Raw genomic sequence first — 26,289 nt, 5'->3', positions numbered from 1 at the left:
GCCTACGTCGGCCGACCAGAAGATGAACTCCCCACCCACTGGGCGTACGAAGCGGCGATGGCAGGATGGTCGGCTATGCCGCCCCGCCGCGCAGCCAGTGAGACCGACAAATACAAGCAGATCGTCGAGTCCTACGTCGCCGCCGGCGGTGACGAACGGGTGCAGCAGGTCGTCACCGCCGTGCACCGGGTGTCCCGCCGGCTCAACCAGTGGTACGACCGCCAGCTGGCCGATCTGGACGTGTCGACCGGCGAGTGGGCCGTGCTGGACGAGTTGGCCCGGGCCGGCGGCGAGGCGCTGACCCCGAGCCGGCTGGCCGAGGCCGCCGGCGTCGCGCCGTCGTCGATGACGCACCGGCTGGACGGCATGGTGCAGCGGGGGATGGTGACCCGGGAGGCCGACCCGGACAACCGGACCCGGGTCCTGGTCCGGCTGGCCGACCCCGGCTGGCAGCTGTTCGCGACCTCGATCCAGCAGGCCAACATCGTCGAGTCCGAGGTCCTGTCCGGCCTCACCGAGACCCAGCAACGCACCCTCGCCCAGCTCCTGGAGCGTGTTCTCAGCAACCTCGACCCCCTGTAGGGAGAGAGTCGGCAAGAATGCGGGCATGGTTACGAAGTCGCCCAAAGCTGCGCCGGGTCGCAGGGTCGAGCGCACGATCGGTCCGATCGATGCCTACTTCCAGATCAGTGCGCGGGGATCGACGGTGGGTCGGGAGATCCGGGGCGGCATCGTCACGTTCTTCACGATGTCGTACATCCTGGCGCTGAACCCGTTGATCATCGGCACCAAGCCGGACGGGGCCGGCAACCTGCTCGGCGGGCTGCCCTACCAGGATCAGGCCGGCGCGGTCATCGGCGCGAATGTCAACACCGCGACCACGATGGTCGCCGCGGCGACCGCGCTGATCGCCGGGCTGATGACGATCGCGATGGGCGTCTTCGGCCGGTTCCCGATCGGCATCGCCACCGGCCTCGGGCTGAACGCATTGCTGGCCGTGGTGATCGCGCCGCAGATGACCTGGCCGCAGGCGATGGGGCTGATCCTGATCGAGGGCATCGTGATCGCGATCCTGGTGCTGACCGGCTTCCGGGCCGCCGTGTTCCGGGCCGTGCCGCGGTCGCTGCGGACCGGGATCTCGGTCGGCATCGGCCTGTTCATCTGCTTCGTCGGCCTGGTCGACGGCGGCATCGTCCGCAAGCCGGAGGGCGCGCCGCCGGTCGAGCTCGGCATCAACGGCTCGCTCGTCGGCTGGCCGATGCTGGTCTTCGTGATCGGCCTGTTCGGCGTCGCGATCCTGTACGCGCGCCGGATCAAGGGCGCGATGTTGATCTCGATCCTCGGCGCGACCGTGATCTCGGTGCTGATCGAGTTGGCCGGCCGGATCGGCGGCAAGACCGATGCCAATCCGACCGGCTGGGTGCTCAACGTGCCCGAGTTCACCGGGGCCTTGTCCCTGCCCAATCTCGGGCTGATCGGCCAGGTGGATCCGTTCGGCGCGTTCGGGGCCGCCTTCGACGGCGGCTTCAAGATCAACATCATGGTCGGCCTGCTGCTGTTGGTGTTCGCGCTGCTGCTGGCCGACTTCTTCGACACGATGGGCACCGTGGTCGCGGTCGGCTCGGAGGGCAATCTGCTCGACCAGCGGGGCAACCCGCCCTATCTGACCCGGATCCTGATGGTGGATTCGGTGGCGGCGGCAGCCGGTGGCGTCGGATCGGTCTCCTCCAACACGTCCTACATCGAGTCGGCCGCCGGCGTCGGTGAGGGCGCCCGGACCGGCCTGGCGTCGGTGATCACCGGAGCCGGCTTCCTGCTGGCGATGTTCTTCGCGCCCTTGATCAACTTGGTGCCGTCCGAGGCGGCGACGCCGGCCCTGGTGTTCGTCGGCTTCCTGATGATCAGCCAGGTGGCCAAGGTCGACTGGACCGACATCGAGGAGGGGCTGCCGGCCTTCCTCACCCTGGTGTTGATGCCGTTCACCTTCTCGATCACGATCGGCATCGGCGCCGGCTTCATCACCTACACCGTGCTGAAACTGGTCCGCGGCAAGGTCCGCAAGCTGCACCCGGTGATGTACGTCGTCTCCGGCGCCTTCGTCATCTACTTCGTCCAGGGACTGATCGCCGGACTCCTCGGCGGCTGATCCCGGCCCCGGGCGCGGTCATAAGCGCTGCTTATGGGGTTAGTTCGCGTTTGTAATTAGTGTTGCTAACGAATATTCTTGGAGGTGCGCGGGTCGTCGGAAGTCGATCATGAACAGAGGTGGCTAGGGCTTGAGTCTGGATACGGAGACGAAGCGAACGGGCCAGCCGGTCGACACCGAAGAGCAGCCCGTACCCGTTTCCGTACCCGACACCTCGGCCAAGCCCGAGCGCACCGGCATGTTCTCGGCGTTGCAGCTGCCGAACTACCGGATCTTCCTCGGCGGCTCGTTCATCTCCAACATCGGCACCTGGATGCAGCGGGTGGCCCAGGACTGGCTGGTGCTGGAGCTGTCCGGCGGCTCCGGACTCGCGGTCGGCATCACCACCGCGCTGCAGTTCCTGCCGATGCTGCTGCTCTCCCCGTACGGCGGCCTGCTGGCCGACCGGTTCGACAAGCGGACCATCCTGCGGATCACCCAGGCCTGGATGGCGCTGGCCGCGGCGGCGCTCGGCCTGCTGGCGGTCACCCACACCGCGGTCACCTGGCACGTCTACCTGATCGCGTTCCTGTTCGGCCTCGGCACTGCGATCGACAACCCGTCGCGGCAGTCGTTCGTCAACGAGGTGGTCGGCTCCAAGCATCTGGCCAACGCGATCGGTCTCAACTCGGCCACCTTCCATGCCAGCCGGATCATCGGCCCGGCCCTGGCCGGCCTGGTCATCGCCGTGTTCGGCAGCGGTTGGGCGATCCTGTCCAACGCGGTCACCTACGCCGCCTTCATCGCCGCGCTGGGCCTGATCGACGGGAAGTTGCTGCAGGTCAGCCAGCGGCCGCCGCGGGCGAAGCGACAGATCCGCGAAGGGGTCAGCTACGTCTTCGGCAATCCGGAGATCCTGCTGGTGCTGTGCGTCGCGTTCTTCGTCGGCACCTTCGGGATGAATTTCCAGATGACCTCGGCGCTGATGGCCCAGCAGGAGTTCCACAAGGGTGCGCAGGAGTACGGCATCCTCGGCACGATCATGGCGGTCGGCTCGCTCACCGGCGCGCTGCTCGCGGCCCGCCGGCGGGAGGCGCCGCGCGGCCGGTTCATCGTCAAGATGGCCATCCTGTACGGATTCATCCTGATCATCACCGGCCTGATGCCGAGCTACCTCACGTACGCGCTGATCCTGCCGATCACCGGCTTCGTCGCGCTGCTGACCATGACCGCCTCCAACGCGGCGATCCAACTCAACGTCGCGCCGCACCTGCGCGGCCGGGTGATGGCCCTCTACGCGATGGTGATGATGGGCGGCACCCCCATCGGCGCCCCGATCCTCGGCTGGCTGGGCGAGCTGTTCGGCGCGCGGTGGACGCTGCTGGCCGGCGGCGGGCTGACCGTGCTCGGCGTGCTCGCCTCGGCCCTGGTGTTGGCCCGGCGGCAGCGGGTGCAGATCGTGCCGATGCTCCGGCCGCGGCCACATTTCGAGCTGCGCGATCGCTGATCCCGCCTGGGTGAACATCTTCCGCGAACAGCGGCTATCGGGTTAATGTCGAACAAGTCCGATACCGCCTGGTCGAGGAGGACCTCATGTCACTGCGGAATCAAGAAACATTCATCGATCGCCGTCACGTGCTCGGGCTGGCCGCCGGGCTCACTCCCGCCGTCGTGCTCGGCGCCCCGGCCGTCGCCACCGCGGCACCGCGGGAACCGGCCGGGGCCAGGCAGGCCATCCCGGTCAGCGCCCGGCGCAAGGATCCGGATGGCGCCCGGCGGGCCGCCTCGGCCGAGATCGCGGAAGCCGCCGCGGCTGGCAACGTCACCGTTGAGATCGACTTCCAGTATCAGGAGACCGGCTATTGGTGCGGCCCGGCCGCCACCCGGCACGCCCTGTCGGCCCGCGGCGTCAACGTGTCGCAGCAGCAGATGGCGAACGAGCTGCCGACGTCCACCAACGGAACCGACTGGATCGGCCAGGTCACCCGGGTCCTGAGCAACCACGTCGGTTGGTACGAGACCAAGGAAATGCCGAACGATCCGCCGACCCAGGCCCAGCGCGACCTGCTCTGGCGCGATGTCACCTACGACCTCGACCGCGGCTACGCGCTGGTGACCAACATCGTCGCACCGGCCAGCAACCACCCGCCGGGCTACCCGAACTACACGATCTGGCACTACTTCACGGTGATCGGCTACAACCCCGACAACTCCGACGTCCTGATCGCCGACTCCGCCGGCTTCGCGCCGACCGCGACCTACTGGCTGACCTTCAACCAGCTGGCCACGCTGATCCCGCCGAAGGGCTACAGCGCCTGATTGAACCCGCCGGTCGTCCGCGCCGTATGCAGGGAGGTGAACCTGCCACCGTCGCCGAGACGGCGGCATGGTGCCGCCGCCACTCGGAGGAGCAGCCATGACCCAGATCCTGAGAGTCGGCCGGCGGTTGATCATCGGTGCAGTCGGGGCAAGCTACGCGGTCCTCCTGGTCGCCTGTGGCTTGATCAACTCAGCCCCCGGCGGCGACCCCGGTGTCGGACCGGCGACGATCTCGATCACCGAGCCGGCCGAAGCTGCGATGGTGACCCAACCCTTCACCCTGAGGGTCGAGACCAGTGTCGAGCTCGGCCCGCCGGAGTCCGGGAAGCACCATGTCCACCTGACCTTCGACGGGCGGGAGGACGACTACACGGTGGAGCCGGACGGCACGATGACGATTGATCAGCTGAGCCCCGGCCCGCACACGATCAAGGTGACCCTGCGGCACGCCGACCACTCGCCGACCGGAGCCGAGGCCGAGCTCACCGTGACCGTGAGCGACGGCTCCGAATCCGTCCCGCCGTCGGATCCGAACAGCGGCTATGGCTACTGAGCTCGGTCGCCCCAGGAAGCCGAGTCAGCGCGCTGCGATAGTCGGGCAGCGGTTTGAACCCGGCGGCCGCCGGATCCGTATTCGGTGAGGTGAACCGGCCCAGCTCAGCCCCGCGGGTGCAGGGCGATGAACTTGACGCCGCGGTCGCGGGCGGCGTCGAACTCGTCCTGCTTGGGCCGTCCGTCTCCGTCCAGGTCGACCTTGACGAAGTTGCGCAGGATCGGGTTCGGCGGCAGCAGGGCGAGGGCGATCTCGTACGCCCGGTCCCGGTCGGCCGCGACCTCGGCCGTGGCCAGCAGCCGGCGGCCGTGGTGACGCAGCTCCACCGGCTCCGGGCCGGAGAGGTTGCGGGTCCAGCTGCCGGCCGAGGCGACCAGCACCTGACCGGCGTGATCGGTGAAGGCCGTGGGCACCGCGTACCGGGTGCCGGTCTTCCGGCCGGTGACGTAGAGCAGGGTCAGCTTGCGGCTCATCAGGCCGTGCAGCGGCGAATGCAGCAGGACCCGGACGATGCGGTTGAACCGGCGCTGGCCGCGGGAACTGTTGTCCCGGACCGGGGCGGGCCGGGTGCTGGGCGAGTCGGTACGGGACACGATCACTCCTCGAAGTCATTAATCAATCACTTGATTGACTCTGACGATAGGTGGTGGCTGTGGGCAGAACAAGATCGGCGGACTGTGATGTCGGACCCTTCGGTGCTGGTCGGGTCCTGGCGAAGAGTTCGGTGCCACCCGGTCCTCGTACAGTTGCCTCAAGCGATTGATTGGATCGAGGAGGACGCCACCATGCCCAGAGTTGATCGTCGGGCAGAGATCTCCGCGGCCGCCTTTGCCGGGATCGCCGAGCTCGGGTTCGAGGGCCTGCGGATGCGCGACGTGGCGGCGCGGGCCGGCGTCAACATCGCGACCGTGCACTACTACTTCTCCTCCAAGGAGGAGTTGATCGCGGCCGCGTACCGCGTGCTGCAGCAGCGGTTCCAGGCGGCGATGCCGGGCGAGGGAACGCCGGCCGAACGGCTGAGCGGGCACCTGACCGCCGTGGGTGAGTTGTTGATCACCGACGGCGAGCTGCGCCGGGCGCTGGCCGAGCTCGCGCTCCGGGCGGCTCGCGATCCCGTCCTGGCCGAGCAGATCGCCGCGGCCGAGGAGGCCTGGCTGAAGTCGATCCGGTCGCTGGTCCGGCGCGGAGTGCGGGAGGAGTCCTGGGCGGTCCGGGTCGACCCGGCGGCGTTCGCGGTCACCATGGTGGCGCTGCTCAAGGGCGTCTGCATGCCGACCCTGCTGCCGTCCCGGGCCGCCGAGCTGCGGGCGGCGATCAGGCAGCAGTTGCGCTGGCTGACCGGGGTCGAGCGATGAGTGGCGTCGCGGCCGGAGCCGTCCGGTGGCGGCTGGAGGTCTTCGCCGCGGTCGGCCTGCAGTTCTGTGTCCTGCTGGCGATCCAGCAGATCGCCGGCATGACCGTGCTCGGCTGGGTGCTGGCCGTCGGCTACCTGGTGCTGCTCTGCGTCGCGGTGGCCGCCGGGCACGGCCGGACCGAGGCCTCGATCGGGCCGGCCAATCTGATCACGCTGGCGCGGGCGCTGCTGGTCGGTGGGGTGATCGCCCTGGTCGCGACGACGGTGCCGAACGACGCGACGCCGACCCAACGGCTGCTCACCGTGGTGCTGGCCGTGGTCGCGGTGATCTTGGACGGGGTGGACGGCCGGGTCGCCCGCTGGACCAGGACCAGCTCGGCCTTCGGGGCGAGATTCGACATCGAGATCGACTCGGTGCTGGCGCTCGCGCTGGCGATCGGTCTGGCCTGGACCCTCAGCCCGCTGGCGTTGGTGATCGGACTGGCCCGCTATCTCTATCTGGCCGGGGCGCGGATCTGGCCGTGGCTGAACATCCCGCTGCCCAGCCGGCAGTCGCGCAAGGTGATCGGACTGCTGGGCGGCATCGCGTTGATCTTTGCCGCCGCGGAGGTGACCTCCGATCCGGTCGCGATCGGAGTGCTGGCCGTCGCCGCCGCGGCCGTCGTCTTCTCCTTCGGCCGTGACATCGTGGCCCAGTTCCGGCTGACCCGTCCGGCAACCCGCTGATCCGGGCCGCTTAGGCTGGCGGGATGCCGACCGCTTCGTCGACCACGCCCGATCCGATCACCCTGACCCCGGGCACCGGACCCGCGGATCCGCCCAGCTCCAAGCCCGGGGCGGGCCTGTTCGCGCCGACCGCGCTGGGGTTCGAGGCCGTCACCGCCGGTCGGGCCCGGGTGATCATCGCCGAGCCCGACCGAGTGGTCGTGGCCGGCGAGCGGCTGCGCTACGCCGTCTACAGTCCGTACGATCCGGCGGCCGCCGCTCCGTCGGTCGAGGACGGCTGCGCCGTGACCGCGGTCGGCGTCGAGTTGATCATGGGCGACGGCTCCGTGGTCGGCGGCGAGCTGCTCCGTGATGATCATGGGGTGGCAGTCGACCCGGTCGCGCAGTATGCGGCCCGGACCTCGCAGCCCGACCAGTGGAACCACAAGAGCGTCGATCTGACCCCGGTCGCTGGTCGCCGGCTGACGGCGATCGCGCTGCTGGTCGATGTCACCGGGCTGCCGGGCGGGGGCACCCGGACCGTCCGGGGCTGGATCGACCTGGCCGGCATCGAGGCCGCGCCGGTCGTCGCCGCGGACCGGCGGCCGACCGACTACGTCCGCACCACTCGCGGGACCCATGCCAGCGGCGGGTTCTCCCGCGGCAACAACGCGCCCCTGACTGCGGTGCCGCACGGCTTCAACTTCATCACCCCGATCACCGACGCCCGGACGTTTCGCTGGATCTACTCCTGGCACCAGCACAACACCGACGCCAACCGGCCGGCCCTGCAGGGCCTCGCGTTCTCCCACATCCCGAGCCCGTGGATCGGCGACCGAACCACCTTCCAGGTCTGCCCGTGGGCCGGTGCCGAGACTCCGACGCTCGATCCGCGGGTCCGGGCGCTGGAATTCGATCATGCCGACGAGACCGACCGGGCCCACTACTACGGCGTGACCACGGCGTCCGGGGTCAAGGTCGAGACGGCGCCGACCGATCACGCCGTGATCATGCGCTTCACCTTCCCCGGCCCCGATGCGGCGTTGATCTTCGACCAGGCTGATGATCATGGCGCGCTGCGGCTCGACGTGGACCGGGAGTCCGGCCACGGCATCGTCACCGGTTGGGCCGACGGCGGCTCCGGCCGGGCCGGCGCGACGCCGCGAATGTTCGTCTACGGCGAGGTCGACGCCGTGGTCACCGCGCACGAACCACTCGACCAGCCCGATCACACCGGCGTCGGCGGCTATCTCCGGGTCCGGCCGGCCGCGGACGGCACTGTGGTGCTGCGGCTGGCCAGCTCGTTCATCGGCACCGATCAGGCGCGGCGCAACCTCGGCGCGGAGATCCGGGGCGGGGAGACCCTGGAGTCGATCGCCGACCGGGCCGAACAGGCCTGGCTCGACCGGCTCGGCAAGATCACCGTCGATGGTGCCAGCGAGGACGAGTTGATCACCGTCTACTCCAACCTCTACCGGCTGTTCCTCTACCCGAACACGATCAGCGAGGAGGTCGGCACCGCCGCCGAGCCCATCGACTCAGGGCGCGCGGCAGCGCGACGGCGGGCGTACGCGAGCCCGTTCACCCGGACCGGGGAGGACACCGACGAGCACACCGGCCGGGCCGTCGTCGATGGCGAATGCTCGGCCAACAACGGGTTCTGGGACACCTACCGCACCTGCTGGACCGCGCTCGGGCTGTTCGAGCCGGAACGCTGTGGCACGCTGCTGGACGGGTTCGTGCAGCACTACCGCGACGGCGGCTGGACGGCTCGCTGGTCGGCGCCGGGCTATGCCGACTGCATGGTCGGCACCAGCTCCGACATCGTGCTCGCCGACGCGTACGTGAACGGCATCCCCGGCGTGGACTACGCCGCCGGCTACGACTCGGCGCTGCGCAACGCCACCGTGCCGGCAGACGCGCCGGTGGTCGGCCGCTACGGGCTGACCGGGTCGATCTTCGCCGGCTACACCTCGACGGCGGTCGAGGAGGGTCTGTCCTGGACCCTGGAGGGCGCGATCAACGACTACGGTCTGGCGGTCTGGTCGGAGCGGCTGGCCGCCGACGCGGGGGCCGAAGACGTGCGGGCGGAGGAGTATCGGGCCAACGCGCGCTACTTCGCCTCCCGGGCGGCCTGGTACGCCAACCTGTTCGACGACCGGGTCGGCTTCTTCGTCGGTCGCGATGATCATGGTGCCTGGCGGGTCGAGCCGGACGATTTCGACCCACGGCAGTGGGGCGGCGACTACACCGAGACCAACGGCTGGGGGATGGCGTTCACCGTGCCGCAGGACGGCGCCGGCCTGGCCGCGCTGCACGGCGGTGAGGCGGGGCTGCGGACCAAGCTGGACGAGTTCTTCGGCACCGACGAGACGGCCGTCGACGCCGTCAAGGGCAGCTACCGACACGTGATCCACGAGATGACCGAGGCCCGCAACGTCCGGCTCGGCATGCTCGGCCTGTCCAACCAGCCGGCCCACCACATCCCGTACTTCTATCTGCACGCCGGGGCTCCGCACCGGACCCAGGAGCTGGTCCGGGAGTGCGTCCGCCGGCTGTTCCTGGGCTCCGAGATCGGGCAGGGCTATCCGGGCGACGAGGACAACGGCGAGATGTCGGCCTGGTATCTGTTCTCCGCCTTCGGGATCTATCCGCTGTCGCTGGCCAGCGGCGAGCTGGCCCTGACCGCGCCCACCTTCGACCGGGTCCGGATCGAACTCGATCATGGTCCTACGGTCGAGATCGTCGCCCATGATCAACATCCCGATCACCACTACATCCAGTCGGTGCTGATCGACGGCGAGCCGTGGTCCGCGGTGACGATCCCGTTCCGGAAGCTGGTCGCCGGCACCAAGATCGAGTTCTTCCTCGGCCCGGAGCCCTCGGACTGGGGTGCCGGCACGGCGCCGGTCTCCCTGACCGCGACCGGAGAGCGCCCCCGTCCGCTGATCGATCTGACCGCGGCCGGCGCGATCACCGCCAGCGACGGGAGTGCGGCGCTGATCGACGACTCCGGCCTGATCGACGGCACCCCGCTGATCGACGACAACTCCACGACGGCACTCACCCTGCCGCCGGGCGGCTGGGCCGAGATCGCGCTGGTCGAGTCAGCCCGAGTCGAGCTCTACACGATCACCGCTTCTCCCGGCGAGGTCGGCGGCTGGATCGTGGAGGGCACCGACGACGGTGAGCGGTGGGTGACGGTCGACGAGCGGACCGGTGAGGAGTTCCGCTGGCAACGCCAGACCCGCCCCTTCCTCCCGTCCCGGCCGGCCGCCTTCCGGCGCTACCGACTGCGGCTCGGTGATGATCATGGTCCGGCGACCCTGCACCAATGGGAACTGTTGGCCTAGCCGGCTGCCACTCGACGCCGCAGGCCCGACCTCACCGCGAAGCCGAGCCTGACAGCCACACCGTCTCCTTCGCCCCACCTCCTTGGTCTTCGCTCCCGTTACAGCTGGGGCGAGGCGCGAGGAGGTGGGGCGGAGGGATGAACGGGTCGGCGGGCTCGCGACGATCGCCCGGTCCCGCGCCGGGTGGCGAGGTCGATCGCGATCACCAGTTCGTCGGCGTAGCGGGTCAGGTCGGTGTCCGGGGTGCTGTCCAGGAGGCGGATCAGGCCTTCGAGTGATCGTTGGACGAGCGCCGCGATCACCAGAGGGTCGAAGTCGCGGAACTCGCCCCGATCCTGACCGCGCCGGAGCAGGTCCTGCAGGTGGGCCATCACGGTCCGCTGCGGGTCGGCCTGCTGGGTCGCGGGGTTGTCCGGATCGTCGTGCAGGGCGGCGAAGATCGACTGCAGGGCTCGCATCCGGGTTCGATGATCATCGACGTACGCGACGATCCCGGTGATGTAGGCGTTCAGCTCCGCAGCCGCCGATCCCGGGTGATCATCGACCGGGCGGTCGGCGGGATACCGGATCGGCCGGGTGGCCGGATCGCCCCCGGCCCGGGTGATCAGGAACTCGTTGATCGAGGCATAGACGTCGGTGATCACGGCCTGCATCAGGGCGGTCTTGCCGGCGAAGTGGTACGAGATCAGCCGGGTGCTGCTCAGCCCGCCGCGGGTGGCGATCCGCGCGAACGTGGTGCGGGCATAGCCGACCTCGGCGATGGTCTCGATCGTCGCCTCGATGATCTGGGCTCGTCGCGCCGCCGACGCCGCGGATTCGCTCATGGGTTTGCGCCTTCCCCGTTCGACGATCTACAGTTTTACTCAGCTGAGTAAATCATAGCGGAGGTGCTGCGGTGACGGATCCGGTGACGAACAGGCCGACGCGGAGGCGGGGCAAGGCGGCGTGGCTGCTGGTCCTGCTCGCGCCACTGTGTGCCGAGTTGGCCTTCTCGGCGGTGGGGATGCCGATCATGTGGCTGGCGTTCCCGTTCCTGATCCCGATGTACGGGCTCGGCGTGCTGGTGATCCGCGAGCTCGTCGCCCGGGCCGGCGGCGGCTGGCCGAGCCTGTTGCTGATGGGTCTGGTGTACGAGCTGGCCGAGGACGGCCTCGGGCTGCAGGCGCTGACCAGTCCGGTGCTGTACAACGCCGCCGAGTGGGGTCCGCGGGTGCTCGGCGTCAACCTGACCTACTGGGAGTCCCAGATCGGCTATCACCTCGCGTTCAGCGTGCTGATCCCGGTGATGATCACCAACCTGGTCTTCCCGGAGCTGCGGGCCGAGCCCTATCTGCGCCGGCGCGGCCTGATCATCTCCGGGGTGGCGGCCGTGCTCGGCATCGCGATGCTCAAGATCGTCTTCACCTCGACGACGGATCCCGGCTATCTGGCGCCGCTGCCGTACCTGATCGGGCTGGTGATCGTCATGATCATCATCTCCTTCGTCGCGCTGCGGGTGATCCCGAAGCGGTTCCCGGTCACCGCGCCGCCGGCGGTCCTGCAGGAGGTCCGTCCGCCGGTGCCGCGTCCGGTCGTCGCCGGACTGATCACGGCCGCGGCCACGCTGATCTTTCTCGGCCTGCTGATGCCTCCGGGCAACCCGCCGCAGGGGCCGGTGATCGGCGAAGGAAACTTCGTGTTCCTGCCGATGACGGTGGCCGCGGCGGTCGCGGTGATCACCGCGGTGCTGATCATCCGTTGGCACCACGCCGGGATGTCCGACCTGCATCGGATCTGGCTGGCGGGCGGCGCGCTGGTCGGGCACACGACCTTCCCGATCGCGATGGCGCTGCTGCATCCGACGGACCAACTCAGCACGATCGTCGCGGTGACCACCGGCCCGCTCGTCATTCTCGTCACGGTTTGGCTGCTGTCCCGACTGGCCAAGAAGGCGCCTCGCCCTTCGTCCCCTGAGCTTGTCGAAGGGCAGGCCAGCTGATCTTGTGTTCTTCGGCTGGGGGAGCGCTACTCGACCAGCTTGCCAGCCGACGACACGTCCTTGATCAACACCGCGATCTCCTCCGGCACCGGGGCGATCGGCTCGGCCGTGACACCGGCGGTCGGCGACCAGACCAGATTGACCTGCAGGGCCGGATCGAGGTCGGGAAAGTCGGACCGGTTGTGGCAGCCGCGGGTCTCCCGGCGTTCCCGGGCCGACTCCAGGGTTGCCCGCGCGGCCAGGATCGAGGCCTTGAGGTCGAACGCGTGGGCCAGATCGGCGAAGCCGGCGATGTCGGGGTGCACCCCGATCCGGGTGGCCCGGTCGGCGATCGCGTCCAGCTCGGCCAGTCCGGTGGCCAATCCGTTCTCGTCCCGGACCACGCCGGCATGCTCGGTCATCGTGGTGCGCAGGGCCCGCTGCAGCGCCCGGACGTTCTCGGTGCCGTCGGCGGCCAGCAGCCCGTCCACCTCGGCCCGGGCCGTGGCGGTCGCGCCGACGGAGCGGCGGTGTACCGAGCGGGCTGCGGCGAAGGCGGCCGCGGCCCGGCCGACGATCCGGCCGTAGACCAGCAGTTCGATCAAGGAATTGCCGCCGAGCCGGTTCGCGCCGTGCAGGCCGCTGGAGGCCTCGCCGATCGCGTAGAGGCCGTCGACGTCGGTGCCGTGATCGGCGGACCGGGTCCAGACGCCGCCCATCGAGTAGTGGGCCGTCGGGGCGACCTCGATCGGCTGCTGGGTGATGTCCAGCAACTGGTGTTCGAGCATCGTCTGGTAGACCCGCGGCAGCCGGTTCATGATCGTTTCCCGGGGTAGATGGGAGACGTCGAGCCAGACGCCACCCTTCTCGGTGCCGCGGCCCTCCTTGATCTCCGTGTACGCGGCCAGGGCGACCCGGTCCCGGGTGGACAGCTCCATCCGGGCCGGGTCGTAGCGCTCCATGAACCGTTCGCCGAGAGCGTTGCGGAGGATGCCGCCCTCGCCCCGGGCCGCCTCGGAGATCAGCGTCCCGGCGGCGTTCTCGGGCTCGATGATGCCCGACGGGTGAAACTGCACCAGTTCGGCATCGCGGAGCCGGCCGCCCGCGTCGACCGCCAGCCGGAACGCGTCACCGGTGTTCTCATCCCGCCGCGACGACGTGCGCCGCCAGATCCGGGTGTGCCCACCGGCGGCGAGGATGACGGCGTCGGCGTGGATCAGATAGCGGCTGCCGTCGGCCAGATCGAAGCCGTACGCACCGAAGACGGTGTTGTCGTCGACCAGGATCGCGGTCACGTAGATGCCGTCCATGATCGGGATCTCGAGCTGCTCGGCCCGCGCCACCAGGCTGCGCTGGATCTCCAGGCCGGTGTAGTCGCCGGCGAAGGCGGTGCGGCGGAACGTGTGGGCGCCGAAGAACCGCTGCGAGATCCGGCCGTCGGACTCGCGGGCGAACGCCATTCCGTACCGCTCGAGATCGCGGATGCCCTGCTCGGCGCCGCGGGTCACGGTCTCCACCGTGTGCGGGTCGGCCAGGAAGTAGCTCTCCTTGATCGTGTCGGCGGCGTGCTGCTGCCAGGAGTCTTCCGGATCCATGGTGCCGAGCGGGGCGTTGATCCCGCCGGCGGCCAGCGACGTGTGCGAGTCGAGCCGCGGCCGCTTGCCCAGCACGGTCACGTCGACCCGCTGCTCGGCCAGCTCGATCGCGGCCCGCAGGCCCGAGCCGCCGCTGCCGATCACCAGCACCGAGGTGGTCAACCGGTGTTCGGTGTCGATCATGTGAGCTCCTTCGGTTGATGGCCGACGGCGACCGGGATCGGCCGGCCGCTCGGGGTCAGCGCGGGCAGATGATCTTCAACATAGCCGCCACTGGGCAGCCGGACGATCCGGCCGGTCTCGTACCCGTGGGCGGCGATCTCGGCGTCACGGCGCTGCAGCCAGCGACAGATGCTACGGGCGGTCAGGAAGCCGATCACCGGGCCGGTGATGATCGCGACCTGCAGGATGGTCAGGACGACGTTGAGGCTGAGCTGAAACATCGTGGCCGCGATGTCGGCGCTGGCCGCACCCCAGAGGATGCCGTAGAAGATCATCCCGGCCACTCCGACCCCGGTCCGGGTCGGTGCGTCCCGTGGCCGGTCCAGCACGTCATGATCGAGTCGGTCCCGCGTGAACCGCTCCTCGACGAACGGATAGATCGCAACCAGCAACATGAAGGCGCTGATCACGGCCAGCGGAGCGATCACGGCCAGGGTCCAGGTGTAGCCGAGCCAGCTGACCTCCCACCCGGGCGGGACCAGCCGCAGTGCGCCGTCGAGGAAGCCGGTGTACCAGTCCGGCTGACTGCCGGCCGAGGCCGAGCCGGCGTCGGCCGGACCGTAGAGCCAGATCGGGCTGATCGTCATCGTGCTGGCCATCACCATGATCACCGCGACGACCACCGCGAACAGACCGGCCAGCCGGGCAGCGGCGGTCGGGAACAGGGTAACCGTGACCGGTGCCGGGCCGATCCGCCGGCGATCGGAGAACCGGGCCGGCCGGTCCCGCAGCCAGGACCGGAGCAGCCCGCCGAGCAAGATCACCAGCAGCCCGAGGACGACCCAGATGTGGATCGGGTACAGCAACTCCAGCACCCGGCCGGGGAACTCGTTGCCGAAGAGCAGCGCGGAGGCCCAGGTGCCGATCACCGGGATGCCGAGGACGATCCCTTCGAAGATGCGCAGCCCGGTGCCGGACAGCGAGTCGTCCGGGAGGGCGTACCCACTCCAGCCGCCGAGCAGCGCCGTCACCAGCAGGCCGAAGACCAACAGCCAGCGCAGCCGCCGCGGCCGCCGGAACGCGCCGCGGAAGAACATGATCAACAACTGCACCGACAGGGCCGCCGGCAACAGCAGGGCCGACCAGTGATGCGCCTGTCGGATCAGGATCCCGCCGGGCAGGTCGAACGAGATCGCCATCGTGGTCTGGAACGCCCGGGACACCTCGACACCGTTCAGCGGGCCGTAACCGCCGTGATAGACGACCGTCTCGGTGGACGGGCTGTAGAAGATCATCAGGATCACCCCGGTGATCATCAGCACGACCAGGCAGGCGGCGGCCACCACGCCGAAGATGTTGGTCCAGTGCAGGTGGAAGGGCCGTTGCCTGAGGTCGCCGGTGAGGGCCCGGATCCGTCGCGACAGCCGCTCAGTGGGCATGTTCGACCTCGTTCGTCCGCACCGGCTCCCGCGGCGCCGCGGCCTCGGTGAACGCCTGCCGCGGGTGCTGGACGGCAAGCAGGGACACGGTGTCGCGGCCGAAGAAGAGTGCCGCGAGCCACACCAGCAGGACCCTGATCTTGCGTTCCCAGGTCGGCACCGCGAGCACGTGGTAGCCGCGGTGCATCACCCAGGCCGGGAAGCCCTTGATCACCAACCGCCGGTACTGGAAGATGCCGGTGCCCAGGCCGAGGGTGGCGACCACGCCGAGGCTGTGGTGCCGATACGGCTTCGGCTTCCGGCCGCGCAGGACGGCGACCAGGTTGGCCGCCAGCAGCCGGCCCTGGCGGACCGCGTGCTGCGCATTGGGTACGGTCAGCGCCCCCGGCGTGGGGCTGACCAGGTCGGGGACCGCGGCGTTGTCGCCGGCGCCCCAGGCGTCCGGCACCACCGCTTCCGCCTCGTCCTGAGCCTGTCGAAGGGCGGCGCGCAGATCGGCCCGGACCTTGAGCCTGCCGCGGGTGTCGATCGGCAGGTCGGTGTGCGCGGCGACCACCCGGTTGGCGGCGTTGCCGGCGGTCCAGATCAACAGCTCGTTGTCGTACTCGGTCCCGTCGGACAGCCGGACCCGGCCGTCGACCGCCGAGACCAACTGGGTGTTCAGGTGCACCTGGGCGCCGCGCCGCTCGAGGTGGCGCACCACCCAGGCGCCGGGGCGGTCGGTCACTTCGGGCAGGATCCGGCCCTGCGCCTCGACCAGGTGGAACGCGAGCTCGTCAAAGCTCAACTCCGGGTAGCGCTTCAACAGCGCCGTGGCCAGCGAGAGCAACTCGCCGGTCGTCTCGACGCCGGTGAAGCCGCCGCCGACGATCGTGACGGTGAGCAGGGCCCGGCGTCGCGGCCCGGGTTCGAGGGTGGACGCGCGCTCGAAGGCGGTCAGCAGCCGATCACGAACGGCGACGGCCTCCTCGACGTGCTTCAGGCCGATCGCGTTGTCGGCGATGCCCGGGATCGCGAAGGTCCGGGTCACCGCGCCGGCGGTGACGACGATCGTGTCGTAGCTCAGCTCCCGCTCCGAGCCCTCCAGGGGCTTGACTCGGACGGTCCGTCGGGCGTGGTCGATCTCGACCACCGATCCGGCGATGATCTTGGTCCGATGCAGGTGGCCACGTAGGGCCACCGCGACGTGCCGGGCCTCCACCGAGCCGGCCGTGACTTCCGGCAGGAACGGCTGGTAGGTCATGTAGGGGCGCGGGTCGACCAGCACCACTTCCGCCTCGTCGCGGTGGAGCTTCTTCTCGAGCCCCCAAGCTGTGTAGAAACCGGCGTAACCGCCACCGACAATCAGAATCCTTCGCATCTCGTGCCTCCATCGGGTCTCACTTATAAGACCGAGCGGCAGGAGGCTTTTGTGACACAACGTGACCAACGGCACGTCGGTCGGCGTCAGTCCGTCGGCACGACCATCCGGCGGCGCCGGTACGCCCGCTGCCGGCAGGCCGCCGAGCAGTGTCGGCGGGGTCGTCCGAGCAACCCGGCTCGAATCATCTGGCCGCAACCCTCGCAGGCCAGAGTTTCGTCATCGACGGCTGCCGTTTCGTCACGGACGGGCCGCCGGCCCGGCATCGAGCGGGCCCGTCGTGCGGCCTTGATCAGATCCGGCTCGGCGATCTCGCCCCGTGGGGTGTGCTTGATCAACTCGTCCGGCAGGTACGGGCACTGGGTGGCCATGTCGCCGTCGTGGCAGTCGAGCAGGTGGCTCAGGTAGTCACGGGCGGCGGTCAGCTGGTCCAGCTCGGCCTCCAGCCGGAGCACCTGATCCCGAACCGCCCTTTTCCAGCGGTGATTCCGGAGTCCGCCGTTCGCCACGATCCTGGCCTCGGCCAAGGGCATCCGACCGGTGACGTGGCAGAGATAGGCGACGCCGATCCGGCGCAGGTCGGCCTCGTCGTAGCGCCGGTGGGCTCCGGTCCGGCGGGGTGACGGAAGCACACCCTGCCGCTCCCACCAGCGCAGTGCCGAGGGCGCCAACCGGAACAGCGCGGCCGCCAAGCCGATCCCCACCGTGCGTTCGCTCATGGGATCAGTTGACATCACGCGGACTTCAAGAAACAAGCTTAGGCAAGCCTATCTTGAGGAGTGAGTCCCTTGATCAGTCACCACCCGCCGTTGATCCCGTGGCGCGACGCGGTGCGGATGCTCCGGCCGGTGCACGGCCACGTGATCGCTTGTGCGTGTCTCGGCGCGATCGGCGCCGCGGTCGGCCTGGCGCCCTATGTCGCGATCACGGAGATCGCGCGGCAGTTCCTCGGTGCGGCGAGCGCGGACCGAGCGGTGATCTGGGCCTGGGTCGGGATCGGCGCCGCGGGGGCCCTGGCGCGGCTGGTGTTCGTCGCCCTGGACAGCCACGTCGGTCACCATGCCGACGCGAAGATCCTGCACCGGCTGCGGGTCCGGCTGGTGGAGCGCCTCGGCGTGGTGCCGCTCGGCTGGTTCCGGCGGGCCGGGTCGGGCGAGTTGAAGAAGGCGATGACCGGCGACCTGGAGGACATGCACGACCTGTTCGCCCACGCGATCGGCGGGTTCACCGGCGCGCTGGCCGGGCTGCTGGTCGGGATCGGCTATCTGAGCTTCGTCGACCTGCCGATGGCGGCGATCACGGCCGCGGTGCCGGCGCTCGCGCTGCTGGTCTATCGGTTCTCGATGCGGTCGATGCCGGAGCACACCGCGCGGCTGATCGCGGCCGAGCGGAGGATCAGCGTGGCCGCGGTGGAGTATGCCGACGGCTTCACGGTCGCCCGGACCTACGGCGGCGGTGGCCGGCTGCTGGAACGATTTCGCGCCGCGACCGACGAGCATGCGGCGGCGTTCCGGGTCTGGGTCCGCGAGGTCCGCTACAGCTCGGCGCTGAGTCGGATCCTGAGCTCGGAGCTCACCGTGCTGGCCGTGGTGACGACCGGCGGAATGATCATGATCGCCATCGGTCGGTTGACGCCGATCGAGCTGCTGCCGTTCCTGGTGGTCGGGGTGGGGCTGCCGACCTCGTTGATCCCGATGATCCACGGCTCGATCGCCGTGCGCACCGCTCGGCTCGCCGGTGCGCACCTGGACGGCCTGCTGTCCCTGCCGGCGTTGCCCGAGCCGGAGCAGCCGCGGCGACCGGAGGGCTTCGGCGTCGAGCTGGACGAGGTCGAGTTCAGCTACGACGGCACGACTCCGGTGCTGCGCGGCGTGACGGCGACCCTGAGACCGGGCACGCTGACCGCGCTGGTCGGGCCGTCCGGGGCCGGCAAGACGACCCTGGCCACGCTGGTGCCACGGTTCTACGACGTCACCGGTGGCGCGATCCGGATCGGCGGCGTCGATCTCCGGCAGCTCGCCTCCACCGAGCTGCTGAGCAGCGTCTCGCTCGTCTTCCAGGACGTCGTGACGGTCCGCGACACGATCGCCGAGAACATCCGGATCGCCCGGCCGGGCGCCGACCTGGCCGAGATCGAAGCGGCCGCCCGGGCGGCCCAGCTGCACGACGTGATCATGGCCCTGCCGGACGGCTACGACACGGTGCTCGACCAGACCGTGAGCGGCCTCTCCGGCGGCGAGCGGCAACGATTGACGATCGCCCGGGCGATCATCGCCGACGCGCCGATCGTGATCTTGGATGAGGCCACCGCTGCGCTGGATCCCGATCATGAGGCGGCAGTGCAGACCGCCCTGTCAGCCCTGGTGGCCGGCAAGACGGTGCTGGTGATCGCCCATCGGCTGCAGACGATCACCGAGGCCGATCAGATCCTGGTGCTGGACGCCGGCCGGATCGTCGAGCGAGGCCGACACCGCGAACTGTTGGACCGCGACGGCCGTTACGCCCGGCTGTGGGCCGCGCAGGCGATCGAGGCCGTGGCATGATCCGCCGGCTCCGTCGGATGTTGACCGACCCTCGTCCGATGATCACCATGGCCGTGCTGCACGCGCTGCTCGGCCTCGGTCAGGGGCTGCTGCTGGCCCTGCTGGTGCCGATCCTCGGCGCGGTGCTGCGCCCGGAGCCGGACCTGGCCGCCGCCGTGCCCTGGCTGGCCGTCGGCGCGGTCGGAGTGATCATCTTCTGTTGGCTCTGCGACCGGGCCACCACCGTCGGATTCGTGGCCAGCGGCGAGAGCGCGAGCCAGCTCAGACACGCGCTGATGGGGCACTTGACCACGCTGCCGTTCGGCTGGTTCACCGCGGCGAACAAGGGCCGCTTCGCCCGTACGGCAACGAGCGTCGCCGGCGGGGCGGCCCGGGTCACCGTCGTCGTCGGCGGGCCGGCGGTGCTCTGCCTGAGTGTGGCGATCACCGTGACCGTGCTGCTGTTGATCATGGACTGGCGGCTCGGGCTGGTGCTGGCGGTCACCCTGCCGGTCGCGCTGCTCGTCCTGCGCCGGGCGCGCCGGGTGACCGAGGTCGTGGTCGCCGACATCGAGCAGGCGGGCACCGAGATCACCAGCCGCGCGATCGAGTTCGGGCAGGCCCAGCCGGTGCTCCGGGCTGCCGGGCAGGGGCCGACCGGGACGCAGCGGATGCGGCACGATCTCGATGATCATCGGGTCCGCTATGCCCGCGGATTGAACCGGCTGCTCGGGCCGGACCTCGGCTACACCGCGGTGATCACCGCCGGTCTGCTGCTGATCCTGGTGCTGGTCGCGGTGTTCCTGGTGGATGGCACCATCGACCTCCCGATCGCGGTCGCGGCGCTGGTGCTGGCGATCCGGTTCCTGGAGCCGATGGGATCGCTGAGCGGCCACGTCTCCGGCATCGGCGCGATCGATCACCTGATCAAGACGATGGAGGAGTTCCTCGCGACGCCGAGCCTGCCGCGGGCGGACGCACCGCGGGCGCCGGGCGATCGGGCGGAGATCGAGTTCGACCGGGTCGGTTTCCGCTATCCGGGGACCGAGGTGGCGGCACTGGCCGACGTCAGCTTCCGCTGTGCGCCGGGCAGCAGCACGGCCCTGGTCGGGCCGTCCGGCTCGGGCAAGACCACGGTGACCAGGCTGATCGCCCGGTTCTTCGACGCCTCCTCGGGTTCGGTCCGGGTCGGCGGGCGCGACGTCCGTGATCTTGATCCGACGGCGCTGCTGGACCGGATCGCGATCGTCTTCCAGGACGTGTACCTGTTCGACACCACCATCGAGGACAACGTACGGATGGCGTGGCCCGAGGCCGGTCCGGCCGAGCTCGAGCGGGCAGCCCGGCAGGCCCGGCTGGACGAGGTGATCGACCGGTTGCCGGACGGTTGGGCGACGCGCGTCGGCGAAGGTGGGGCGCAGCTGTCCGGCGGTGAGCGGCAGCGGGTGTCGATCGCCCGGGCGTTCCTGAAGCCCGCCGCGATCGTGCTGATCGACGAGGCAGCCTCGGCGCTGGATCCGGAGAACGAGGCGGCGATCGGTGCCGCCATCGGCGAGCTGAGCCGGGACCCGGAGCGGACGGTGATCGTGATCGCGCACCGACCGGCGACGCTGGAGGCCGCCGATCAGGTGATCTGCCTGGACGGCGGCAGGATCGTGGAGCAGGGCACCCCCGCGGAGCTCGCGCTGACCGGCGGCAGCTACGCGCGCCTGTTCCGGCAGTACGAGGAGTCCCGCACCTGGCGGATCAGAGGGGGTGCGGCATGAGAGCGGCCGCCGGGGTGCTGGCGATGATCATGATCATGCTCTCCGGCTGCGCTCCGGGCGATCCGACGGTGCCGCCCGCCGGCCGCCAGGTCACCGATCGGGGCGTCTGGGCGCTGGACGAGTCGACCGCACTGCAGTTGCTGTCGATCGGGGTGACACCGACGCATGCGGCCCGGAACCCGTACACCGGAGACCTGCTGGTCGATGCCGCCTACCAGATCCTGGGACAGACGGGCGTCCCGCTGGTCGAGCCCGGCCGGATCGAGCTGGTCGCCGAGGCGGCGCCGGAGTTGATCATCGGGACCAGCTTCCCCGGTCATGTCGAGCTGCTGCCGCAGCTGGAGCAGATCGCCCCGGTGCAGCTGATCGACGACAACGCGGCCTGGGCCGACCAGCTCGGCACACTGGCCGCGGTCACCGGCCACGAGGAGCAGGCAGCGGCGTTGATCGGCCGGTTGCGCGCGGACATCGGCTCCCTCGCGGCCCGGCTCGAGGCCACGCCGCACGCCGGCGCGGTCGTCTCGGTGCTCTCGGCCTGCGGCCAGCAGGTCTGTGCCTACGGCAACGTGCGGGCGTTCGGCGGGTTGCTCACCGAGCTCGGCCTGCGCCGGCCGCCGCCGCAGCAGGACCGGGGCAACGAGTGGGGGTATCGGGAGGTCTCGTACGAGTTGGTCAGCGAGCATCGCGGCGAGGTGAACCTGTCGCTGGTCGGCTCGGTCAACCGCGGCGGCCGGCCGCTGCTCGGCCATCCGATGTTCGACACGTCCGGCCTGGTCGGCGCCGAGGTCGACTTCAACGCCTGGTACGGCGCCGGGCCGCTGAACGTCAGCTGGATGCTGGCCGATCTCGAGGCCGTCCTGCTCGAGGACGGCCCGACGATGACCGTCGAGGACGGGGTCCGGCTGTGGCAGCGGATGCTGTCCCGGCGGTCAGGGGGTTGACCCCCGCCGACGCCTCTCATACGGTCCTGTAAACGATTTCGTAGCGCGATCGAGGGGGACCGCCGTGACCGAAGTGACCCGACGAGGATTCGTCGCCGGTGCCGGAGTGGCGGTGGCCGGGAGCTGGCTCGGCTGGTCCGGCGCCCAGTCCGCCTGGGCTGAAACCGGCTTGCCGCCCGACGAGGACGGGTCCCGGCTGTGGCTGCGCTACCCCGAGGTCGACGACGCCGCGTTGCGGACGACGTATCGCGAGCTGTTCCGGTACGTGGTCGATCCGGGCGATGCCGTGGTGCTGGGTTCGGCGGCGGCCGAGCTGACCGACGGGTTGTCCGGACTGCTCGGGCAGGAGGTGCCGCTGCGCGGCGAGGTCGACGGGGACGGGGCCGTGGTGGTCCGCGTCGACGAGGCCGTGGCCGGGCCGGAGGGCTTCACCATCCGCCGGGGCGAGGCCGGCGGGGCGGCGGCGATGATCATCACCGGGTCCGACGAGCGGGGCGCTCTCTACGGGGCGTTCCACCTGCTCCGGCTGCTGCAGTCGCACAAGGCGGTCGACCGGGTCGACGTCACCGACCGGCCGCGGAATCCGCTCCGGCTGGCCAATCACTGGGACAACCTCGACCGCAGCGTGGAGCGCGGCTATGCCGGCAACTCGGTGTTCCACTGGGACGAGTTGCCACAGACCCGGCCGAGCTATGAGGTCTATGCCCGGGCCCTGGCGTCGGTGGGCATCAACGGCACCGTGATCAACAATGTCAACGCCAACGCCCAGTTCATCTCGCCGGCGATGCTGGCCAAGATCGCTCCACTGGCGGGCGTGCTGCGGGCCTGGGGCATCTCGACCTACTTCTCGCTCAACTTCGCCAGTCCGATGATCTTGGGCGGCCTGGCCACCGCGGATCCGTTCGACACCGGGGTCAAGGACTGGTGGCGGGACAAGATCACCGAGATCTACGACGTGATCCCCGACCTCGGCGGGTTCCTGGTCAAGGCCGACTCGGAGGGGCAGCCGGGCCCGATCTCGTACGGGCGCACCCATGCGGACGGGGCCAATCTGATCGCCGATGCGGTCAAGCCGCACGGCGGGATCGTGATGTGGCGTGCCTTCGTGCACGACTTCAATGCGCTGGAGTGGTCGAACAAGGCGTACGAGACGTTCAAGCCGCTGGACGGGAAGTTCGCCGACAACGCCGTGGTGCAGATCAAGAACGGCCCGATCGACTTCCAGGTCCGCGAGCCGGCCCATCCGCTGTTCGGTGCCCTGCCGAACACCAACGCGATGATGGAACTGCAGATCACCCAGGAATACACCGGTCAGTCGACCCATCTCTGTTACCTGGTGCCGATGTGGCAGGAAGTGTACGGCTTCGACACGCACGCGGACGGGGCCGGCACCACCGTGTCCAAGATCATCTCCGGCGAGACGTACGGCCGTGAACTCGGCGGCGTCGCCGGCGTGATGAACTTCGGCGACGACGCCGACTGGACCCGGCACCAGCTCGCGGCGGCCAACACCCACGGCCACGGCCGGCTGGCCTGGAACCCCGGGCTGAAGGCGCGCGACATCGCCGACGAATGGACCCGGCAGACGTACGGCAACGACTCCCGGCTGGTGACCAAGATCAACCAGCTGCTGCTCGGCTCCTGGCAGACCTACCTGGACTACACGAATCCGCTCGGCGTCAGCTTCCTGATCAAGGGTGATCACTTCACGCCGAGCCCGCAGACCAACACCGGCTGGCATCAGGCCGACGCCGAGGGCACCGGTTTCGACCGGACCGTGGCGACGGGCAACGGTTACACCGGGTTCTATCACCGGCCGGTGTCGACCCGGTACGAGAGCGTCGAGGACTGCCCGGACGAGTTGCTGCTGTTCCTGCACCATGTGCCGTACGGGCATCGGCTGCGGTCGGGCAAGACCGTGATCCAGCACGTCTACGACAGTCACTTCGACGGCGCCGTCGAGGTGCGCGCGATGCGCGAGACGTGGCAGGGGCTGCGCCGCCGGATCGACGCGAAGCGCTGGGCCGACACCGCCGAGCGGTTCGACCGACACCTCGAGCAGGCGACCCTGTGGCGGGACGCGATCGCCGGTCACTACTTCGTGACGTCGCGGATCCTGGACGAGCGGCGCTCCTGGGTGCAGGTGACGCCGACCGCGACCTCGGCCATCCGGCTGGTCGGCGGCCAGGAGAACCTGGTCCGGCTGTCCGTCGCCAACGCCTCACCCGGCGAGGCCGAGCTGGTGGCGGGCCAGACCCCGCGCGACGGCTGGACCAGCGGGACCGCCGGCATCGTCCTGCCCAGCCGGGGCGACGGGACGCTCGACGTTCCGGTCACTCCGTCGCTCGCTCCGCAGGTCGCGACCCTGCGCCCCACCCTGCGAGCCGGTCAGCTGACCGCCTTGATCGCCGAACAGCCGGTGATCACCGCGCCGTCCGGCGATCAGTGTCTGATCGCCATCGACGCCGGCACGGCCAACTCGCCGGTGCTCGCCGGCTACCGGCGGTTGTCCCCGGCCGATCGGTGGGCCGACGGCGCCGCCTACGGCTGGGTGGGTTCGGTGCCGCAGTCCCGGGATCGCAACATCCCCGACCCGCTGCTGCGCGACTTCGTCAACGACACCACGGCCCGGACGCTGCGCTTCGCGATCCCCGCCGGGGCGCACACCCTGTATCTGTTGGTCGGCGACGTGCACGATTCGTTCCCGACCACGGTCAAGATCGACGGCCAGGTCGCGGCGAAGAGTGGCTTCCTGCTCGGCGGATCCTTCGAGTGGTTGACGATCGAGGTCGACGGCGGCGGCTCCGGCCGCACCGCCGACCTGGAGCTCAGCACCGTGCCCGGCCAACACTGGCACCTGAACGGCATCGTGATCTTGTCCTGATCCGGCCGCTCGTTCGGAGCGGGGTCAGCCGGTGCGCCCTTCGAGATCGAACCCGCCGTCGTCGGGTTCTTCGTCTTCGTCGGGGTCGTTGGGGTAGCGGGTGGCGGTGAAGTCGTTGATCATGGTGTTCCAGATCGTGCGGGCGTAGTCGCCGTGGCCGAGGGGGTGGGTGCCGGCGGGGTTGACGAGGAAGTACCAGCCGTGGGGGGTGCGCCAGATTTGGGTGCCGGGTTCGGGTGTGCGGACTTGCCAGCCGCCGTGGGTTTTGAGGCGGTGGCCGGGTCGGCCGAGCCGGATCACTGCGTCGGTCGAGGTTTGTCCTGGTGGCCCTTGTGGTGGTGGCCGGTAGGGGATGGCGTGGTCGTGATCGACCCGGCGGGTGGTGTTGGTGCCGTAGGGGAATGCTTCTGCGGGGGTGATCATCCGCAACGCGTTCTTGATCCGCGCCGTGGTTTGGTAGCTGTCCACTGCGGGCGTGTTTGCCGGATCGATCACCGGCGTGATCGTCACCTGTTTGCCGCGGAGCCAGTGTTTGAACTGGTTGGCGGTGATCGGTCCGACGTCTTCGACCCGGACCACTCCGGAGTCGTTGAGGAGGGTGTCGCGGTCGACATGCAGGTAGACGATGGTTTTGGGGAGTAGGTCGCGCGGGCTGATCCGGTGGCGGTCCAGGATCGCCTGTAGTTCAGCGGGGTAGTCGACGGGACGGTAGGGGTCGATCTGGGCGGGGTGGAGATCGGTCTCGGTGATCACCGGGCCGTCGACCGGCACCGGGTCCACGATGTCCGGGTCTTCAGTCAGGTCCAGTTCGGGATCCCCGACCACCTCAGCGCCAGCGACCGGGTCCGACCCGCCATTCGTGGGTGCTTCCGGCCGCGCCATCGGGTTGGATCCGCGATCCTCGATCAGTTCTGCTTCCTGGACCCCGCCGGTCCCCGCGTCCTCCTCCCAGGTGTCCTCATCCTCGGTGTCTTTCTGGTCCGGTCGGACACGGGTTTCGTGATCGATGGTGTCGGGGGTGGGTTCGGGTGGGGCGGTGAGGTCGTGGCCTTCGTGTTCGGCGAGGAGCACGATCGCCCGGAGTGGGTTGGCGATGATGCCGATGGCTTTGGATCGGCGGATGTCGAGGGGGTCTTTGTCGCCGTTGGAGCCGAGGATTTGTGCGATTCGGTCGCAGAGGGCGGTGAACATGATCACGTCGCCGGCTTCGGCGCGGGCGATCAGGGTTTTGATGCCGCCCTCGGTGGTGCGGCC

At 69.7% G+C, this 26,289-nt stretch carries 19 protein-coding genes and 1 pseudogene; 13 read left to right on the top strand and 7 right to left on the bottom strand.

The window, feature by feature from the left end:
• Window positions 1-75 precede the first annotated feature (75 nt).
• The 5 genes from FNH24_RS29655 to FNH24_RS29635 all read left to right on the top strand — a co-directional run bounded on the left by FNH24_RS29655 (window position 76) and on the right by FNH24_RS29635 (window position 4,997).
• Window positions 76-582, top strand: coding sequence for a MarR family winged helix-turn-helix transcriptional regulator (locus FNH24_RS29655; protein WP_152365882.1), 507 nt, complete (start codon window positions 76-78; stop codon window positions 580-582).
• 25 nt (window positions 583-607) lie between these two features.
• On the top strand, window positions 608-2,146 hold the full coding sequence (locus FNH24_RS29650) for an NCS2 family permease (RefSeq protein ID WP_152365881.1): 1,539 nt from the start codon (window positions 608-610) through the stop codon (window positions 2,144-2,146).
• 130 nt (window positions 2,147-2,276) lie between these two features.
• Complete coding sequence (locus tag FNH24_RS29645) at window positions 2,277-3,632, top strand: MFS transporter (protein ID WP_246187140.1); 1,356 nt, start codon at window positions 2,277-2,279, stop codon at window positions 3,630-3,632.
• Between the two features lie 86 nt (window positions 3,633-3,718).
• Complete coding sequence (locus FNH24_RS29640) at window positions 3,719-4,444, top strand: C39 family peptidase (RefSeq protein WP_152365880.1); 726 nt, start codon at window positions 3,719-3,721, stop codon at window positions 4,442-4,444.
• A gap of 97 nt (window positions 4,445-4,541) precedes the next feature.
• Window positions 4,542-4,997, top strand: coding sequence for a hypothetical protein (locus FNH24_RS29635; protein ID WP_152365879.1), 456 nt, complete (start codon window positions 4,542-4,544; stop codon window positions 4,995-4,997).
• Window positions 4,998-5,101: 104 nt separating this feature from the next.
• Here the strand turns inward: FNH24_RS29635 and FNH24_RS29630 are convergent, their stop codons facing one another.
• Window positions 5,102-5,590, bottom strand: coding sequence for a nitroreductase/quinone reductase family protein (locus FNH24_RS29630; protein WP_161606388.1), 489 nt, complete (start codon window positions 5,588-5,590; stop codon window positions 5,102-5,104).
• Between the two features lie 192 nt (window positions 5,591-5,782).
• Here FNH24_RS29630 and FNH24_RS29625 point away from each other — a divergent pair, with 192 nt between their 5' ends.
• The 3 genes from FNH24_RS29625 to FNH24_RS29615 are packed head-to-tail and all read left to right on the top strand — an operon-like array spanning window position 5,783 to window position 10,409.
• Entirely contained in the window at window positions 5,783-6,352 is a 570-nt protein-coding gene (locus FNH24_RS29625; protein ID WP_161606387.1) for a TetR/AcrR family transcriptional regulator, read from the top strand.
• The gene (locus FNH24_RS29620; RefSeq protein ID WP_152365876.1) at window positions 6,349-7,077 is read left to right on the top strand and encodes a CDP-alcohol phosphatidyltransferase family protein; all 729 of its coding nucleotides are present in this window, start codon (window positions 6,349-6,351) and stop codon (window positions 7,075-7,077) included. Before FNH24_RS29625 ends, FNH24_RS29620 begins: the two co-directional genes overlap by 4 nt.
• Window positions 7,078-7,100: 23 nt before the next feature.
• Window positions 7,101-10,409, top strand: coding sequence for a GH92 family glycosyl hydrolase (locus FNH24_RS29615; protein WP_152365875.1), 3,309 nt, complete (start codon window positions 7,101-7,103; stop codon window positions 10,407-10,409).
• Window positions 10,410-10,507: 98 nt separating this feature from the next.
• On the opposite strand, the gene FNH24_RS29610 is transcribed toward FNH24_RS29615, so the two are convergent.
• Complete coding sequence (locus FNH24_RS29610; RefSeq protein ID WP_152365874.1) at window positions 10,508-11,233, bottom strand: TetR/AcrR family transcriptional regulator; 726 nt, start codon at window positions 11,231-11,233, stop codon at window positions 10,508-10,510.
• A 71-nt stretch (window positions 11,234-11,304) separates the two neighbouring features.
• On the opposite strand from FNH24_RS29610, the gene FNH24_RS29605 reads away from it, so the two are divergent.
• Window positions 11,305-12,387, top strand: a complete 1,083-nt coding sequence (locus FNH24_RS29605; RefSeq protein ID WP_217428628.1) for a hypothetical protein — start codon at window positions 11,305-11,307, stop codon at window positions 12,385-12,387.
• Between the two features lie 26 nt (window positions 12,388-12,413).
• Here FNH24_RS29605 and FNH24_RS29600 read toward each other — a convergent pair whose 3' ends face one another.
• The 4 genes from FNH24_RS29600 to FNH24_RS29585 all read right to left on the bottom strand — a co-directional run bounded on the left by FNH24_RS29600 (window position 12,414) and on the right by FNH24_RS29585 (window position 17,641).
• Window positions 12,414-14,144: an L-aspartate oxidase gene (locus FNH24_RS29600; RefSeq protein ID WP_152365873.1), complete on the bottom strand. Its 1,731-nt coding sequence runs from the start codon at window positions 14,142-14,144 to the stop codon at window positions 12,414-12,416.
• A complete protein-coding gene (locus FNH24_RS29595; RefSeq protein ID WP_152365872.1) occupies window positions 14,141-15,562 on the bottom strand; it encodes a cytochrome b in 1,422 nt (473 codons plus the stop codon). Before FNH24_RS29595 ends, FNH24_RS29600 begins: the two co-directional genes overlap by 4 nt.
• Window positions 15,552-16,922 carry an NAD(P)/FAD-dependent oxidoreductase gene (locus FNH24_RS29590; RefSeq protein WP_152365871.1) on the bottom strand — a complete coding sequence of 457 codons (1,371 nt, stop codon included), beginning with the start codon at window positions 16,920-16,922 and terminating at the stop codon, window positions 15,552-15,554. Before FNH24_RS29590 ends, FNH24_RS29595 begins: the two co-directional genes overlap by 11 nt.
• 86 nt (window positions 16,923-17,008) lie before the next feature.
• Entirely contained in the window at window positions 17,009-17,641 is a 633-nt protein-coding gene (locus FNH24_RS29585; protein ID WP_217428627.1) for a helix-turn-helix domain-containing protein, read from the bottom strand.
• Window positions 17,642-17,710: 69 nt separating this feature from the next.
• On the opposite strand from FNH24_RS29585, the gene FNH24_RS29580 reads away from it, so the two are divergent.
• The 4 genes from FNH24_RS29580 to FNH24_RS29565 all read left to right on the top strand — a co-directional run bounded on the left by FNH24_RS29580 (window position 17,711) and on the right by FNH24_RS29565 (window position 25,035).
• Complete coding sequence (locus FNH24_RS29580; protein ID WP_217428626.1) at window positions 17,711-19,465, top strand: ABC transporter ATP-binding protein; 1,755 nt, start codon at window positions 17,711-17,713, stop codon at window positions 19,463-19,465.
• 38 nt (window positions 19,466-19,503) lie between these two features.
• Complete coding sequence (locus FNH24_RS29575) at window positions 19,504-21,210, top strand: ABC transporter ATP-binding protein (protein ID WP_217428625.1); 1,707 nt, start codon at window positions 19,504-19,506, stop codon at window positions 21,208-21,210.
• On the top strand, window positions 21,207-22,151 hold the full coding sequence (locus tag FNH24_RS29570; RefSeq protein WP_152365868.1) for an ABC transporter substrate-binding protein: 945 nt from the start codon (window positions 21,207-21,209) through the stop codon (window positions 22,149-22,151). Before FNH24_RS29575 ends, FNH24_RS29570 begins: the two co-directional genes overlap by 4 nt.
• A gap of 64 nt (window positions 22,152-22,215) precedes the next feature.
• A complete protein-coding gene (locus tag FNH24_RS29565; RefSeq protein WP_217428624.1) occupies window positions 22,216-25,035 on the top strand; it encodes an alpha-glucuronidase family glycosyl hydrolase in 2,820 nt (939 codons plus the stop codon).
• Window positions 25,036-25,059: 24 nt separating this feature from the next.
• Here FNH24_RS29565 and FNH24_RS31660 read toward each other — a convergent pair.
• A pseudogene (locus tag FNH24_RS31660) lies at window positions 25,060-26,289 on the bottom strand (hypothetical protein); the annotation flags it as partial.

It is taken from the genome of Microlunatus speluncae (genome assembly GCF_009299835.1).
GTDB lineage: Bacteria > Actinomycetota > Actinomycetes > Propionibacteriales > Propionibacteriaceae > Microlunatus > Microlunatus speluncae.
Note: the sequence above shows the minus strand (reverse complement) of the source record. Positions and strands in the feature narration are given on the sequence as shown.

Excerpts from the sequence above, each read along its gene's own strand:
- FNH24_RS29655 (WP_152365882.1), top strand. The coding sequence starts at position 76 with ATGCCGCCCCGCCGCGCAGCCAGTGAGACCGACAAATACAAGCAGATC.
- FNH24_RS29625 (WP_161606387.1), top strand. The coding sequence starts at position 5,783 with ATGCCCAGAGTTGATCGTCGGGCAGAGATCTCCGCGGCCGCCTTTGCC.
- FNH24_RS29640 (WP_152365880.1), top strand. The coding sequence starts at position 3,719 with ATGTCACTGCGGAATCAAGAAACATTCATCGATCGCCGTCACGTGCTC.
- FNH24_RS29595 (WP_152365872.1), bottom strand. The coding sequence starts at position 15,562 with ATGCCCACTGAGCGGCTGTCGCGACGGATCCGGGCCCTCACCGGCGAC.
- FNH24_RS29600 (WP_152365873.1), bottom strand. The coding sequence starts at position 14,144 with ATGATCGACACCGAACACCGGTTGACCACCTCGGTGCTGGTGATCGGC.
- FNH24_RS29650 (WP_152365881.1), top strand. The coding sequence starts at position 608 with ATGGTTACGAAGTCGCCCAAAGCTGCGCCGGGTCGCAGGGTCGAGCGC.
- FNH24_RS29620 (WP_152365876.1), top strand. The coding sequence starts at position 6,349 with ATGAGTGGCGTCGCGGCCGGAGCCGTCCGGTGGCGGCTGGAGGTCTTC.
- FNH24_RS29590 (WP_152365871.1), bottom strand. The coding sequence starts at position 16,922 with ATGCGAAGGATTCTGATTGTCGGTGGCGGTTACGCCGGTTTCTACACA.
- FNH24_RS29570 (WP_152365868.1), top strand. The coding sequence starts at position 21,207 with ATGAGAGCGGCCGCCGGGGTGCTGGCGATGATCATGATCATGCTCTCC.
- FNH24_RS29635 (WP_152365879.1), top strand. The coding sequence starts at position 4,542 with ATGACCCAGATCCTGAGAGTCGGCCGGCGGTTGATCATCGGTGCAGTC.
- FNH24_RS29615 (WP_152365875.1), top strand. The coding sequence starts at position 7,101 with ATGCCGACCGCTTCGTCGACCACGCCCGATCCGATCACCCTGACCCCG.
- FNH24_RS29610 (WP_152365874.1), bottom strand. The coding sequence starts at position 11,233 with ATGAGCGAATCCGCGGCGTCGGCGGCGCGACGAGCCCAGATCATCGAG.
- FNH24_RS29585 (WP_217428627.1), bottom strand. The coding sequence starts at position 17,641 with ATGAGCGAACGCACGGTGGGGATCGGCTTGGCGGCCGCGCTGTTCCGG.
- FNH24_RS29575 (WP_217428625.1), top strand. The coding sequence starts at position 19,504 with ATGATCACCATGGCCGTGCTGCACGCGCTGCTCGGCCTCGGTCAGGGG.